We start from the raw sequence: 14,900 nt of genomic DNA, 5'->3' as shown, positions 1-14,900 counted from the left end.
CTATTTTACCCTGGGTAATATTTTCCTAGTTCCTATCGCAGACTGCAATCAAAGATAATTTGTAAAGATTCTCAAGAATGCCGTTAAGGTATGCGTTTCATCTGCAACGCCAAATACAACCAACCATGAAACCTGCCGGAAAATCGGGAAAGTCGCAGAACGCGCCGAAATCAGGGGCCGTGGCGCTGCCCGCGCCCGTTTTCGACAACCTGTGGTGATTACTCGCCGGAAGACCCGGCCCCGCTTCGCGGTGGCGCCGTGCTTTTGCGAACGACAAGGTCGACGCCAACGACGACCGGTTTCAGCCGTTCCGCGCGGCCCGTTGTCTTCGGCTCGATACATTCCAGCAGCAGAGACGCCGCCTTTGTCCCAAGTGCCCGCCGGTCCTGGCGGATCGTCGTCAGGGCCGGGATGTAATAGTCCGACAGTTCGATGTCGTCGAAACCCACGACCGACATGTCTTCGGGAACGCTCAGTCCGTGCGCCGTGAGCGTCGACATGAGACCGAATGCCACCTGATCGGACGCGCAGAACACGGCGGTCGGTTTTTCTTCCAGTTCAAGAATGCGCAACGCGGCGCGCCGGCCTGACTCCAACGAGAAATCTCCGCGCAAGATCCAGTCGTTACGCACCGGGAGCCGAAGCCTTGCGCGTTCTTCGAGCATTCCGCGCCGCCGTTCGTAAGTCAGGACGTTGTCGCCCGGCCCCGTCACATGCGCAATCTTGCGATGCCCGAGTTGATGCAGGTGCCGAACGGCCAGACGGGCCCCCTCGACATTGTCACTTCTCACCGACGGCAGACCCGCGCTGTGGACCCATTCGCAGGCAAACACGATCCGGTCGGCCACGCCGTTTTTTCTGAACTGCTCCAGCTCCGCTTCGGGCAAAGATCCGTCCAGGCAAATGACGCCATCGATCTGCGAGTTCAGAAAATGATCCACCAGGAACTTGCCCGCCGTGACAAGATCCTTGGTGTCCGCGATCAGAACCGACATGTCATGATCCCCAAAGCTCTCGCTGATACCGGCCAGGATCTGCGAGAAGAACGGATTGCCGAGGTTCGGGACCAGGATCAGGACGGCGCCAGCCTGCCGCGTTCTGAGCGTGCGTGCAGCCTTGTTCACGCGATAACCCGTTGAACGAATTGCCGCGAAAACGGCGTCGCGGGTGCTTTCGGTCAGGAGTTCAGGATTGCTGAGCGCACGGCTGACGGTCGCGGTCGACACGCCGGCCACAACGGCAACGTCGCGAATGCGGACATTTTTCTGCGGAAACGCCTTCCCCGGCCCATTTGTTTTGTCCTTGCGCACATTCCGGGTTGACATCGGATCATTTCCCTAGAATTATTGATGTAATCGATTACATGAGAATGATACACCAAAATGTAATCGATTACAAAATGAGGCGAAAGCCGCATTCAGAGATCAATCGAACATTTTCCGGTTCGGTGGGAGGAGAATATGAAAGCACTACGCGTAATCTTTGCCGCATCCACGGCTCTTTGTGCCGCCACTGCCGCGCACGCGACAGATCTTGAAGTCACGCACTGGTGGACGTCCGGCGGCGAGGCCGCGGCCGTTGCCGAGTTTGCAAAAGCGTTCGACGCGACAGGCAACAAGTGGGTCGATGGCGCTATCGCCGGTTCCGGCGGCACCGCCCGGCCGATCATGATCAGCCGCATCACCGGCGGTGACCCGATGGGCGCCACGCAGTTCAACCACGGCCGCCAGGCGGAAGAACTGGTCGAAGCCGGACTGATGCGCGATCTCAGCGACATCGCGTCGGAAGGCAACTGGGCGGAGATCGTGCGCCCCTCGAGCCTGCTGGACAGCTGCACGCTTGACGGCAAGATCTATTGCGTTCCGGTCAATATCCACTCCCAGCAGTGGCTCTGGCTGAACAATTCCGTATTCGAGAATGCCGGACTTGCCGTTCCGACTAACTGGGACGAGTACGTTGCGGCCGCGCCGAAACTCGAGGAAGCCGGCATCGTTCCCCTGGCGATGGGGCAGCAGCCCTGGCAGACCACCCTGGCATTCCAGGTGCTTCTTGTCGCCCTGGCAGGCCCGGAAGCCTATACCGCCGTCTTCGGCGGCAAGGATGCCGAACTCGCCGGAGGGCCGGAAATGGCCAAGGTTTTTGCCGCGGCCGACAAGGCGCGCGACATGGCGAAAAACTCCAATGTCCAGAACTGGAACGATGCCACCAACATGGTTATCACCGGTAAGGCCGCGGGCCAGATCATGGGCGATTGGGCGCAGGGTGAATTTGCCGTCGCGGAACAGGTGGCCGGCAAGGACTACACCTGTCTGCCGGGTCTGGGTGTCAACGAAGTCATCATGACCGGCGGCGATGCGTTCTATTTCCCCAAGGTGGATGATGCCGACGTCACCGCCGCCCAGGGTGAACTGGCCAAGGTCATGATCTCGCCGGAAACCCAGGTTGCGTTCAACCTGAAGAAGGGATCGCTGCCCGTACGCGGCGACGTCGACCTCAATGCAGCCAATGACTGCATGCGCAAGGGCCTCGACATCCTGGCCGGCGGCAACATCATCCAGGCACCGGACCAGCTGCTCTCGGCAGACAGCCTGACCCAGGTCAACGACCTGTTCGTCGAGTTCTTCAACAATCCGGGAATGTCTGCTGAAGACGCGCAGAAACAGTTCGCGTCCATCATCAGCAGCGCCGACTGATCCGGTAGCGCTCCGCCGCCCGGACAGTCGTCGTCAACGCTCGCCCGGGCGGCGTCCTCCAGCCCTGCGCGCAGACTTGCGCGCAGGGAATCCCTGGTGCGTGCCGGATGACTTCTTCGACAAGGACACAATGCCATGGCTGCAGCTACAGGGCCGACAAGGTGGCACAAGAACCTGAGTGCCAAAGTGGCCGCGATACCGATGATCACGACAGCGCTTGTCGTCTTCATCGGCGGAACCGCCTGGACGGTTCTCTACTCGTTCACCAGCTCGAAACTTCTGCCAAAGGAAAAATTCGTCGGATTCGCCCAGTACGAACGCCTGTGGAGCAGCAGCAAGTGGCTGATCTCCATCGAGAACCTGGCCATTTACGGCGCGTTTTCGCTGGTTTTCTCGCTGCTGATCGGTTTTGTCCTGGCAGCGCTTCTGGACCAGAAGATCCGCTTCGAGGACACGTTCCGCACAGTTCTTTTGTATCCGTTCGCCCTCAGCTTCATCGTGACCGGCCTTGCCTGGCAATGGATCCTCAACCCGGATTTCGGCGTGCAGCGGGTGGTGCGCAATCTCGGCTGGGAGAGCTTTTCCTTCGATCCGCTCTACGATCCGGAAATCGTCATCTACGGCATTCTCATTGCGGGCCTGTGGCAGGGCACAGGTCTGATCATGTGCCTCATGCTGGCCGGTCTCAGGGGAATCGACGAGGATATCTGGAAGGCCGCGAAGATCGACGGAATTCCGATGTGGAAGACCTATATCTTCATCGTCATTCCGATGATGCGCGGCATCTTCATCACGGCCATCGTCCTGATCGCATCCGGCATCATCAAGGTTTACGACCTCGTCGTGGCCCAGACCGGCGGCGGTCCGGGAATTGCCTCCGAAGTGCCGGCGAAATACGTCTACGACGCCATGTTCCTGTCGCAGAACCTCGGACAGGGCTTTGCAGCATCGACGATGATGCTGCTGTCCGTCATCATAATCGTCGTGCCCTGGGCCTATCTCGAATTCGGAGGGAAACGCCGTGGGTGACGTCACCAAGACCTCTGCGGAACTCCAAGTTGGCTCCGCGCAGCCGGAGATGACCGGACCACGCGGACGCAAACCGCGTAAGGCCCTGTCGCGCCGCAACATCATGATCTACGGCACGCTGATCATCGTGTCTCTCTATTATCTGCTGCCGCTCTACGTGATGATCGTCACGTCGCTGAAAGGCATGCCGGAGATCCGCCTTGGGAACATCTTCTCGCCACCCGTCGAGATCACCTTCCAGCCGTGGGTGAAGGCCTGGGCCGAAGCCTGCACGGGTCTCAATTGCGACGGGCTGTCGCGCGGGTTCTTCAATTCGGTACGGATCCTGATCCCCTCGGTCCTCTTGTCCATCGCAATCGCATCGGTCAACGGCTACGCGCTCGCAAACTGGCGTTTCAAGGGCTCGGAGACCTTCTTCACCATCCTGATCGTCGGTGCCTTCATCCCCTACCAGGTGATGATCTATCCGATCGTGATCATGCTGCGCGAAATCGGGCTTTACGGCAGCCTTACCGGCCTCGTGATCGTCCACACCATCTTCGGCATGCCGATCCTCACGCTGCTGTTCCGGAACTACTTCGCGTCGGTTCCGCAGGAACTGTTCAAGGCCGCCCGCGTCGACGGTGCGGGTTTCTGGGGCATCTATTTCCGGATCATGGTGCCAATGAGCCTGCCGATCTTCGTTGTCGCAATGATCCTGCAGGTGACCGGCATCTGGAACGACTTCCTGTTCGGTGTCATCTACACCAAGCCGGATCTCTATCCGATGACGGTCCAGCTCAACAACATCGTCAACTCCACGCAGGGCGTGAAGGAATACAACGTCAACATGGCGGCGACGATCCTGACCGGACTTGTTCCGCTCACCATCTATTTCATCTCCGGCAAACTCTTTGTCCGCGGCATTGCCGCCGGCGCCGTGAAAGGCTGAAGAGGCGTTCCATGGAAAACAACCACAGCATCTCCATCAAGAACCTGGCGCTCAGCTTCGGCTCGCTGGACGTTCTGAAGGACCTTAATCTCGATGTCGGGCGCGGTGAATTCCTCGTTCTGCTCGGGTCATCGGGCTGCGGCAAGTCAACGCTGCTGAACTGTATCGCCGGGCTCCTGGATGTGTCGGACGGCCAGATCTTCATCGGCGGACGAAACGTCACCTGGGAGGAACCGTCGAAGCGCGGCATCGGCATGGTGTTCCAGAGCTACGCGCTCTACCCGCAGATGACCGTTGCCGGCAATCTCAGCTTCGGCCTCAAGAATGCCGGTCTGCCCAAGGCGGAAATCGAGGAACGGGTCAACCGCGCCGCAAAGATCCTGCAGATCGAACCCCTGCTGAAGCGCAAACCCGCCGCTCTGTCCGGCGGACAGCGGCAGCGCGCGGCGATCGGGCGGGCACTGGTGCGCGATGCGGACGTTTTCCTGTTCGACGAACCGCTCTCCAATCTCGATGCAAAGCTGCGTGCGGATCTCAGGGTCGAGATCAAGCAGCTCCATCAGAAGCTGAGCAACACGATGATCTACGTCACGCACGATCAGATCGAAGCGATGACACTCGCGGACCGCATCGCGATCATGCGCGGCGGCCAGATCCTGCAGCTTGCAACGCCGCATGAGATCTACAACCGGCCTGCGAGCAAGTATGTCGCCGAGTTCATCGGCTCGCCCACCATGAACTTCTTCGATGGCGAAATCATAGCGGGAGACGGGCTGCGCTTTTCAACCGGCGATCACGCGTTTCCGCTCGACGGCTACGGGTTTCGGGACGCCGCACCGGTCCAGGGACCCGCATGGTTCGGGATCCGCCCGGAACACATGATCACCGGCCCCGAAGCAGCGGATGCGAAAATCCGGCTGGACGGGCACATCGAACTGGTCGAACCGCTCGGATCGGACACGCTCGCACGTGTTTCCAGCGGAGGCCGGTCCCTCTGGGTTCGGATGGACGGACAGGCGAGCGTGCGCGACGGCGACAGAATCGCGATCGGTTTCGATCCGGAACGCGCCAACCTCTTCGACAAGATAACCGAAAACCGGCTCTGACCGACACTCTAAAGACACTCAGGCTCCAACCTTCAGGACACCCGTCATGGACGTTTCTTTCCAACTCTACTCGGCCCGCAACTTCACTCCGTGGAACAAGGTGCTCGAAAACCTTGCCGGTCTCGGATACACGCAGGTGGAAGGCTTCGGCGGCAATTACGAAGACGCTGCCGCCTTCAAGGCTCTGCTCGACCAGAACGGTCTTGCGATGCCGTCCGGGCATTTTTTCCCTCTGGAACAATTCAACGACGATCTCGGCCGCGTCATCGAGACGGCAAAGACCCTCGGCATGGAACGCCTGTTCTGCCCGGCGCTTCCGCCGGAGCAGCGCGTCAGCAATCCGGATGCCTGGGTCAGCGTCGGCCAGAACCTCGAGAACATCGGCAAGAAATTGCGCGATGCCGGGCTTCGTTTCGGCTGGCACAACCATGATTTCGAGTTCATTGCGTGCACGGACGGACGGCTGCCGATGGACATCCTGCTCGACAGCGCGCCCTCGATCGAATGGGAAGCCGATATCGCCTGGATCGTTCGCGGCGGACAGGACCCGCTGACATGGATCGATCGCTACGCCGACCGTATCACCACCGCCCACGTCAAGGACATTGCGCCGCAAGGCGAGTGCACCGACGAGGACGGCTGGGCCGATGTCGGCCATGGTTTCATGGACTGGGCGGGTCTCACGGCCGCCCTGCGCAAAGCCGGCGTTGACCTGTTCGTGATGGAGCACGACAACCCCTCCGACGTCGAACGGTTTGCAAGCCGTTCAATCGAAGCATTCCGGAATTTCTAAGGATCAGACATGACAGACAAGCTTGGTATCGGCATCCTGGGATGCGGAAACATCTCCGCTGCCTACATGCGTCTGGCGCCTCTCTTCAAAGGGATCGAAGTGCGCGCCTGCGCGGACCTCAACGAGGATGCGGCAAAGGCACGTGCCGAAGAATTCAACCTCAGGGCCGAAACCGTCGACGGCCTCCTGTCCGCTGACGACATCGGCATCATCGTCAACCTGACGGTGCCGGCCGCGCATTACGAGGTCTCCGGCAACATCCTGAAGGCCGGAAAACACGTCTACTCGGAAAAGCCGTTCGTGCTCAGCGTCGAGGAAGGCCAGACCCTTCAGAAGCTGGCAGCCGAAAAAGGGCTCCGCGTCGGCTCTGCACCCGACACGTTCCTGGGCGGGGCGCATCAGCTGGCCAGACATCTGGTCGACAGCGGTGCCGTCGGTGCCGTCACCTCGGGCACCTGCTTCGTGCAAAGCCCGGGCATGGAAATGTGGCATCCGAACCCGGACTTCTTCTTCAAGCCGGGTGGCGGCCCGATCCTGGATCTCGGCCCCTACTACGTCTCCAATCTCGTCCAGCTGCTGGGCCCGGTAAAGCGCGTCACGGCCATGAGCTCCTCGGGCTCCGAGTACCGCACGATCACCTCCGAGCCGCGCAACGGCGAAAAGATCAAGGTCGAGACCCCGACAACGATCCATGCCGTCATGCAGTTCCAGTCCGGTGCGCAGGTGACCTATTGCGCAAGCTGGGACGTCTGGCAGCACGGCCATTCCAACATGGAGCTCTACGGCCGCGAGGGCACCCTGCACGTTCCGGATCCGAACTTCTTCGGCGGGGAAATCCGCATGACCGCCAGGGACAGCTTCGTCACGGTTTCGGAAGACTGGAAGCATCCGTTCTCCGTTGCCAATGACGGATCCCATGCCAACTACCGGGCAGCCGGTCTTGCGGACATGGCGCTCGCCATCCTACAGAACCGGCCGCACAGGTGTTCGCTGGAATTCTCTCTGCATGTCGTGGATGTGATGACATCAATTCTCGCTTCCGGCGAGACGGGTGAGTACAAGGATATTCTCACCACATGCGACCGGCCCGAGGCTCTTGGACCCCAGGCGGCGCAGGACCTCTTAGCGTAATAGGAATCCTCATGACCTGGCAAGCCGCACAAGCACGTTATGACACCATGGAATACCGCCGCTGCGGGAGATCCGGCCTGAAACTGCCGGTGATCTCGCTCGGCCTCTGGCATAACTTCGGGGGCGACACGGCGCATACACGCAAACGCGATATCGTGCGCACCGCCTTCGATCACGGCATCACGCATTTCGATCTTGCCAACAATTACGGTCCGCCGCCGGGTTCGGCAGAAGAAGCCTTCGGGGACATCCTGAAAACGGACTTCGCACCCTACAGGGACGAGATGATCATCTCGTCCAAAGCCGGCTACGGCATGTGGCCCGGTCCCTATGGAGAATGGGGCAGCCGGAAATACCTGATCGCCTCCTGCGATCAATCGCTGAAGCGGCTCGGGCTCGATTATGTCGACATTTTCTATTCGCACCGCTTCGACCCTGACACACCGCTGGAAGAGACCATGATGGCGCTCGACCATATCGTCCGGTCCGGGCGTGCGCTCTATGTCGGCATCTCGTCCTACAATTCCAAGCGGACCCGGGAAGCGGCCGCGATCCTGAAGGACCTCGGCACACCTTGCCTGATCCATCAGCCGAGCTACTCGATGATCAACCGATGGGTCGAAGAGGACGGCCTTCTCGACACGCTGGACGATCTCGGCATCGGCTCCATCGCCTTCACGCCGCTGGCTCAGGGCATGCTGACCAACAAGTATCTCAAGGGCATTCCGGAAGGCAGCCGGGCAACACAGGGCAAGTCCCTCCGGAACGAATTTCTGAGCGAGGAGACGCTCGATGCGATCCGCGCCCTCAACGCTATTGCCGAACGCCGCGGGCAGACGCTCGCACAGATGGCCCTCGCGTGGGTTCTGCGCAACGGGCGGGTCACCACGGCGCTCATCGGCGCCAGCCGGCCCGAGCAGGTCAGCGATTGCGCTGCGGTCGTCAACAACATGGAGTTCACCGAAGCGGAACTGCAGGAAATCGAGGCAACGACAGTCGAGGCGAATGTCAACCTTTGGGCGGCCTCGTCCGAGCGGCCGGGACCGTCCCGAAAATGATCCGCAATCCGATCCTGCCGGGGTTCAATCCGGATCCCTCGATCTGCCGCGTGGGCAATGACTATTACATCACCACATCGACATTCGAATGGTATCCGGGCGTCCAGATCCACAAGTCGAAAGACCTGGTGAACTGGACCCTTGCAGGCCGGCCGCTGAACCGGGCGAAACAGCTCGATATGCGCGGCAACCCGGACAGCGGCGGTGTCTGGGCGCCGTGCCTGAGCCATGCGGACGGATGGTTCTGGCTGGTCTATACCGACGTCAAGCGCCTGGACGGCAACTTCAAGGACGCCCACAACTACGTGGTGACGTCCGCCTCGATCGATGGCCCCTGGAGCGATCCGATCTATCTCTCCTCGCACGGGTTTGATCCGTCGCTGTTTCACGACGACGACGGCCGCAGATGGTACCTCGTGCTCCAGTGGAACCACATTTCAAGTTCCGTCGGTGGCAAACCCAAGGCCTCCGCCTTTGACGGCATCCTGCTGCAGGAGTGGTCGGAAAAGGAAGGCCTGATCGGGCAGCCGAAGAAGATCTTCTCCGGCAGTCCGCTCGGTCTGACGGAGGGGCCGCACCTGTTCAAACGCAATGGCTGGTACTATCTCACCGTCGCGGAAGGCGGAACGGGTTACAATCATGCCGTCACCATGGCGCGGTCCCGCTCCATCGACGGCCCTTACGAGCTGCATCCCGACACGCATCTGATCACGGCAAAGGACGAACCGGACTGGCCGCTGCAGCGGGCCGGCCACGGCCAGATCGTCGAAACGCCGGATGGCCAGACCTACCACACGCATCTTTGCTCCCGGCCATTGCCCGGACGCTTTTCGCCCATGGGCCGGGAAACGGGTTTGCAGAAATGCGTCTGGGAAAACGACTGGCTGTACCTTGCGGACGACGGCCCGCTGCCCCGGGTCGACGTCCCTGGTCTCGGCAACGCAAGCCCGAGACCGGTCCGGAGGATTGAGCGCGTTTTCAACGGCACCATTCTGCCGGAGGAATTCCAGTGGCTCAGGACACCTTATCCCGACCGGCTGTTTTCGCTGACCGGCTCAGCCCTGCGTCTCACCGGACGGGAAAGCGTCGGAAGCTGGAACGAACAGGCGCTGATCGCGCGCAGACAGGAACACCACGCCTATCGTGCGGAGACCACGCTGACTGCGTTCGAACCGGACACCTATCAGCAGGCAGCGGGGCTGGCGACCTACTACAACCGGCACAAGTTTCACCTGCTTGCGGTCAGCCGGACCGAGGAGCAGGGCCGCTGCCTGATGCTGATGTCCTGTCCCGGCGACTGGCCCGACGGGCGCATGACCTTTCCGGCGGCGTTTGTCCCTATCGACGATGGCCCCATCGACCTTGCGGTAACGGTCGACGGTGCGCGCCAGCAATTCCACTGGCGCCAGCAGGGCGGCTGGCAACCCATCGGACCGGAGCTTGATGCAAGCGTCATTTCGGACGAAGGTGGCCGTGGAGAACATGCATCCTTCACCGGGGCCTTCGTGGGCATGCTTGCCTTCGACGTGACCGGCGGGGGCAAAACAGCGGAATTCGACCGGTTCACTTATGCACCTGAAGGAACCTGACGGCGCGGACGCGCTGCCCGTTCAAGAACAACTGGGAGGACAAGAATGGCAGGACTGATCAAGGGACCCGCAATTTTCCTGGCGCAATTCGGCGGCGACGAAGCGCCTTTCAACAGCCTGCCCGCGATCGCGAAATGGGCGGCGGATCTCGGGTACAAGGGCATCCAGATCCCGACCTTCGACAGCCGGCTTTTCGATCTGGACAAGGCGGCCGAAAGCCAGGCCTATTGCGACGAGGTCAAAGGTATCTGCGCGGACGCGGGTGTGGAGATCACCGAATTGTCGACCCACCTGCAAGGCCAGCTGGTCGCGGTTCATCCGGCCTATGACCTTGCCTTTGACGGCTTCGCCCCGGCGCACCTTCACGGCAATCCGGCAGGGCGCCAGGAATGGGCGGTCGACCAGATGAAGAAGGCGGCGGTTGCCAGCAAGAGGCTGGGTCTGACCGCGTCGGTCAGCTTCACCGGATCACTGGCGTTTCCGTATCTCTATCCCTGGCCGCAGCGGCCGGCGGGCCTGATCGAGGAAGCCTTCGCCGAACTTGCCCGGCGCTGGAAACCGATCCTGGATGTCTACGACGACAACGGCGTCGATGTCGGCTACGAGATCCATCCGGGCGAGGATGTGTTCGACGGGATCACGTTCGAAATGTTCCTTGAGGCGCTGGGGGGCCATGCACGGTGCCAGATCAACTACGATCCGTCGCACTTCCTGCTGCAGCAACTGGATTACCTGGCCTTCATCGACATCTACCATGAACGGATCTGCGCCTATCACGTGAAGGATGCCGAATTCAATCCGGACGGCCGCCAGGGCGTTTATTCCGGTTACCAGGGCTGGGTGAACCGTGCCGGCCGTTTCCGCTCGCTCGGCGACGGCCAGGTCGACTTTTCGGGCATCTTCTCCAAGCTTGCCCAGCATGGCTATGACAGCTGGGCAGTTCTCGAATGGGAATGCTGCCTGAAGTCACCCGAGCAGGGGGCGGCCGAAGGCGCACCCTTCATCGAGAGCCATATCATCGAGGTCACGGACAAGGCATTCGATGACTTTGCGGGGGGTGATACCGACCAGGAGCAGATCCGCAAGATGCTCGGGCTCTGAACCGCCTGAAACGTGGGAAGACACGCCGGGGCCTTTCGGAAGGCTCCGGCTTTTTGCCGGAAACTTGTTCCCGCTAGCGGCTTTCCTTGCGGCCGCCGGCAAAGGTCACCACGCCGACGATGATCAGGCCGGTCAGGATCAGCCGCAGACCGGCGGCGGCACCGAACGTGTTCAGCATTGCCACGAGCAGAAACAGGAACAGCGCGGATCCGAAGATGCCCGGGACGTTGGAGTTGCCGCCGGCGATGGACGAGCCGCCGATCACCACGACCGCAATCGAGGCAAGCAGGTATTCCTCGCCCATGTTCAGGGACGAGCCCCCGGAGAACCCGGCCAGGAAAACACCGCACACGGCGGCCAGCACGGCGGACAGCGTATAGGTCAGATAGCGAATGCGCTCGATCGGGACACCGGCCAGCCGCGCGGCCCGCGTGTTCTGGCCGAAGGCGGTGACGGAGCGTCCGTAGACCGTCCGGTTCAGGAGGACTGCCATGACGATTGCAAAGGCAATCACCAGGAGCGAGAGAACCGGCACGCCCATCATCTTCGCCGTGGAAATCCATTCCAGCGCCGCCGGCGGCTTGATCTTGACGCCCCGCCCCAGCGCGATGGCACTCGACTGTACCAGAAAGCTTGATGACATGGTGGCGATGATCGGCGGGATCGTCAGCACCCGGATCAGGCCGTAGTTGAAGAGACCCACCAGAACGCCAACGGCGACCGCTGCCAGAATGCCCGGCAGGATCATCGCGTTGGTTCCGTCCATAACCATCATCGACACGACCGCCGACAGGGTGATCGTCGACGGGATCGAAAGGTCGACATTGCCGGGCCCGAGCGTGATCACGAACATCTGGCCGATGCCGACCATCACGAAGAAAGTCGAGAAGGAGAGCGCGGTCGATGCCAGCGCCAATCCCCCGGTGCCGCTGATATAGGCAGCCGTGACGGCCCAGGTCAGGAACGCGGCCAGGAAAGACCAGCTCCACGGGTGTTGGCGCATGTACATTTCGAGCTGTTTCATTTGCGCGCCTCCAGCCGGTTGACGATGGCCCTGAGCGCCAGAACGATGATCAGCACGGCGCCCTGCGCCCCGATCTGCCAGTCCGGAGAGATACGCAGGAAGGACAGGAACGACGCTGTCAGGGTCAGGGTCATCGCGCCAAGAACCGCGCCGACGGGAGAGATCCGGCCACCGACGAATTCGCCGCCTCCGAGAATGACCCCGGCGATGGACAGCAGCGTGTAGCGGAGCGCGATGTTGGCGTCTGCCGAAGTCGCCAGCCCGACCAGCGTCAGGCCTGCCAGAATGCCGAAGACCGCGGTCAGGGCATACATGGTCATCTTCAATTTGAGGACGGACCAGCCGGCGCGCGTGATCGCCCTTTCATTGCCGCCGACACCGCGCATGAGAACGCCCCATGACGTGCGCATCAGCGCGAAATGAACGACAAGCGCCAGCACCGCCGCCGCGACCAGCGGCATCGGGACATAGGGTGGTTTCAGGGTGACCAGCGACCGGATCCAGTCGGGTGCACTGCCCCCCGGCGTGGGCAACAGGAGTACCGCGCATCCGGACCAGACAAAGGACATGCCGAGCGTCACCACGATGCTCGGCAGTTGCCGGATATAGATCAGCGCGCCAATGGCCGCATAAACGGCAATGCAGCCGAGCAGGGCGGCAATGCCCAGAAGTGGCGTCTCGTTCAGCCAGGTCGCGCCGATACAGGCGACCAGCGAGACGAAACTGCCGATCGACAGATCCAGGTCATTGACCGCGATCACGAACATCTGGGCAATGGTCGCAAGCGCGATCGGCACGGCCAGATTGAACAGGAGATTCAGTCCGAAATAGCTCATCGCGCGCGGCTGAAGCCAGAACACGCCAAGCAGGACGAAGGTCAGCGACAGCGCCGGCAGCGCCCCCCGCCAGAAACGGGCCGAAGCAAAAAATCCCAATGCCGTCATGCCGCCCCGCTTACCTGTTTGAACGAGGCCCTGAGAACATTTTCCTCCGTGATTTCGGCACCGGTCAGGGTCTCGCTCACGACGCCGTCGCGGAATACGTAGACCCGGTCGCAGTAATCGAGCTCCTCCATTTCGGTCGTGTACCAAAGGAAGGTGCGCCCTTGCGACGCTTCCTGGCGGATGATGGCGTAGACCTCGTTCTTGGTGCCGATATCAACGCCGCGCATCGGGTCGTCCATGAGGACGATGTCCGCCGCAGACCCGAGCGCGCGCGCGAACAGGACCTTCTGCTGATTGCCGCCCGAGAGCGACAGGATCGGCGCTTCGACATCCGGTGCCCGAATGCCGATCCGTTCCTTCCAGGCATCGGCGAGTTCGCGTTCTTTTTCGTTCTGGATCAGAAAGCCCGACAACAGTCTTTTCAGCGAGGAGATGCCGATATTCTTCCGGATCGACCAGAGCGGCAGAACGCCGTCAACCTGCCTGTCCCCGGCAATGAAGCAGCAGCCCGTGTCCTGCGCACCGGAGGGCAGCACACCGTGGCCATCGAAAATCTGCAGCAATGCCTCCGTCTGGCCCTGACCGGCCAGTCCGGCAAACCCGACGACTTCCCCGGCCTGTGCCCTGATGCTCTGGTCGTCGGGCTGCTCGGGCGGGCGCATGTGGATGCGCTCCTCGCTCACGGCTTTGCGCGGCTCGGCATCCCTGCGCGGGGCAACGCCGGCAACGACCGTACTGCCCATGGCCTCGACGAGGCTGCCGCGGTCGAAGCCCGACGCGTCCCTGAAGGCGACGACCCGGCCGTCCTTCATGACGGCGATCTTGCTGGACACCTGGAGGATTTCTCCGAGCAGATGGGAAATGAGGATCACGCTGATGCCCTCTCCCGTGACCCGCCCGACATAGTCCAGCAACTGCTCCGCAACACGAGCGTCAAGCGACGATGTCGGTTCATCCAGAATGACCAGCCGGATTTGCGTTTCCGTGACCGTGAAGGCACGCGCGATCTCGACCATCTGGCGCTTGGAAATCGACAGGTCGCCGACGATATCGAAAGCACTCACACCGTGCCCGGGGAAGATCAGATCGAGCCGTTCCATGATCAGCGCGGCCGCGCGCGGCCTCCAGCCGAGCCCCTTGAGCACCGGATGAATAATGCGCGTGTTCTCGGCAACCGACAGGTTGGGACAGAGCGACAGTTCCTGGAAGACGCAGCGGATGCCGAGCCTGCCGGCATCCTGCACCGCGTAACCCCGGCCGAGATCCGTGCCGGCGATCGACAGGCTGCCGCCACTCGCCTCCAGGGTCCCGGCCAGGATGTTCATCAAGGTGGACTTGCCGGCGCCGTTGTGGCCGACAAGTCCGAGACACTCTCCGGTGTGGATGTCGAGATCCACACCGCTCAGGGCCTGTACCGCCCCGAAGACCTTCTGAATTCCCGTGAGGGAAATCAGAGGGCTCACAGTTTCCGTCGTCATTGCTCCTCCGGAAATCGAACGGA

At 61.4% G+C, this 14,900-nt stretch carries 13 protein-coding genes; 9 read left to right on the top strand and 4 right to left on the bottom strand.

What is annotated here, in order from left to right:
• Positions 1-218 precede the first annotated feature (218 nt).
• Entirely contained in the window at positions 219-1,325 is a 1,107-nt protein-coding gene (locus ACO07N_RS09645) for a LacI family DNA-binding transcriptional regulator (RefSeq protein WP_421980809.1), read from the bottom strand.
• Positions 1,326-1,460: 135 nt separating this feature from the next.
• On the opposite strand from ACO07N_RS09645, the gene ACO07N_RS09640 reads away from it, so the two are divergent.
• The 9 genes from ACO07N_RS09640 to ACO07N_RS09600 all read left to right on the top strand — a co-directional run bounded on the left by ACO07N_RS09640 (position 1,461) and on the right by ACO07N_RS09600 (position 11,431).
• The gene (locus tag ACO07N_RS09640; RefSeq protein ID WP_421980808.1) at positions 1,461-2,693 is read left to right on the top strand and encodes an ABC transporter substrate-binding protein; all 1,233 of its coding nucleotides are present in this window, start codon (positions 1,461-1,463) and stop codon (positions 2,691-2,693) included.
• Between the two features lie 135 nt (positions 2,694-2,828).
• Complete coding sequence (locus ACO07N_RS09635; RefSeq protein WP_421980807.1) at positions 2,829-3,722, top strand: carbohydrate ABC transporter permease; 894 nt, start codon at positions 2,829-2,831, stop codon at positions 3,720-3,722.
• A gap of 49 nt (positions 3,723-3,771) precedes the next feature.
• Positions 3,772-4,653 (top strand): carbohydrate ABC transporter permease, encoded by an 882-nt coding sequence (locus tag ACO07N_RS09630; RefSeq protein WP_306142785.1) that lies wholly within the window; start codon positions 3,772-3,774, stop codon positions 4,651-4,653.
• A gap of 11 nt (positions 4,654-4,664) precedes the next feature.
• Complete coding sequence (locus tag ACO07N_RS09625; protein ID WP_421980806.1) at positions 4,665-5,759, top strand: ABC transporter ATP-binding protein; 1,095 nt, start codon at positions 4,665-4,667, stop codon at positions 5,757-5,759.
• A gap of 46 nt (positions 5,760-5,805) precedes the next feature.
• A complete protein-coding gene (locus ACO07N_RS09620; RefSeq protein ID WP_421980805.1) occupies positions 5,806-6,552 on the top strand; it encodes a sugar phosphate isomerase/epimerase family protein in 747 nt (248 codons plus the stop codon).
• A 9-nt stretch (positions 6,553-6,561) separates the two neighbouring features.
• Positions 6,562-7,683, top strand: a complete 1,122-nt coding sequence (locus tag ACO07N_RS09615; RefSeq protein ID WP_421980804.1) for a Gfo/Idh/MocA family protein — start codon at positions 6,562-6,564, stop codon at positions 7,681-7,683.
• A gap of 11 nt (positions 7,684-7,694) precedes the next feature.
• Positions 7,695-8,741, top strand: a complete 1,047-nt coding sequence (gene mgrA / locus ACO07N_RS09610; protein WP_421980803.1) for an L-glyceraldehyde 3-phosphate reductase — start codon at positions 7,695-7,697, stop codon at positions 8,739-8,741.
• Positions 8,738-10,330, top strand: coding sequence for a glycoside hydrolase family 43 protein (locus ACO07N_RS09605; protein WP_421980802.1), 1,593 nt, complete (start codon positions 8,738-8,740; stop codon positions 10,328-10,330). Before mgrA ends, ACO07N_RS09605 begins: the two co-directional genes overlap by 4 nt.
• 45 nt (positions 10,331-10,375) lie before the next feature.
• The gene (locus ACO07N_RS09600; RefSeq protein WP_421980801.1) at positions 10,376-11,431 is read left to right on the top strand and encodes a sugar phosphate isomerase/epimerase family protein; all 1,056 of its coding nucleotides are present in this window, start codon (positions 10,376-10,378) and stop codon (positions 11,429-11,431) included.
• Positions 11,432-11,504: 73 nt separating this feature from the next.
• Here the strand turns inward: ACO07N_RS09600 and ACO07N_RS09595 are convergent, their stop codons facing one another.
• The 3 genes from ACO07N_RS09595 to ACO07N_RS09585 are packed head-to-tail and all read right to left on the bottom strand — an operon-like array spanning position 11,505 to position 14,877.
• Entirely contained in the window at positions 11,505-12,455 is a 951-nt protein-coding gene (locus ACO07N_RS09595; protein ID WP_421980800.1) for an ABC transporter permease, read from the bottom strand.
• Complete coding sequence (locus ACO07N_RS09590; RefSeq protein WP_421984407.1) at positions 12,452-13,390, bottom strand: ABC transporter permease; 939 nt, start codon at positions 13,388-13,390, stop codon at positions 12,452-12,454. Before ACO07N_RS09590 ends, ACO07N_RS09595 begins: the two co-directional genes overlap by 4 nt.
• A 5-nt stretch (positions 13,391-13,395) precedes the next feature.
• Entirely contained in the window at positions 13,396-14,877 is a 1,482-nt protein-coding gene (locus tag ACO07N_RS09585; protein ID WP_421980799.1) for a sugar ABC transporter ATP-binding protein, read from the bottom strand.
• Positions 14,878-14,900 lie beyond the last annotated feature (23 nt).

Origin of the sequence: Roseibium sp., assembly GCF_965229775.1 — a bacterium.
Lineage (GTDB): Bacteria > Pseudomonadota > Alphaproteobacteria > Rhizobiales > Stappiaceae > Roseibium.
Note: the sequence above shows the minus strand (reverse complement) of the source record. Positions and strands in the feature narration are given on the sequence as shown.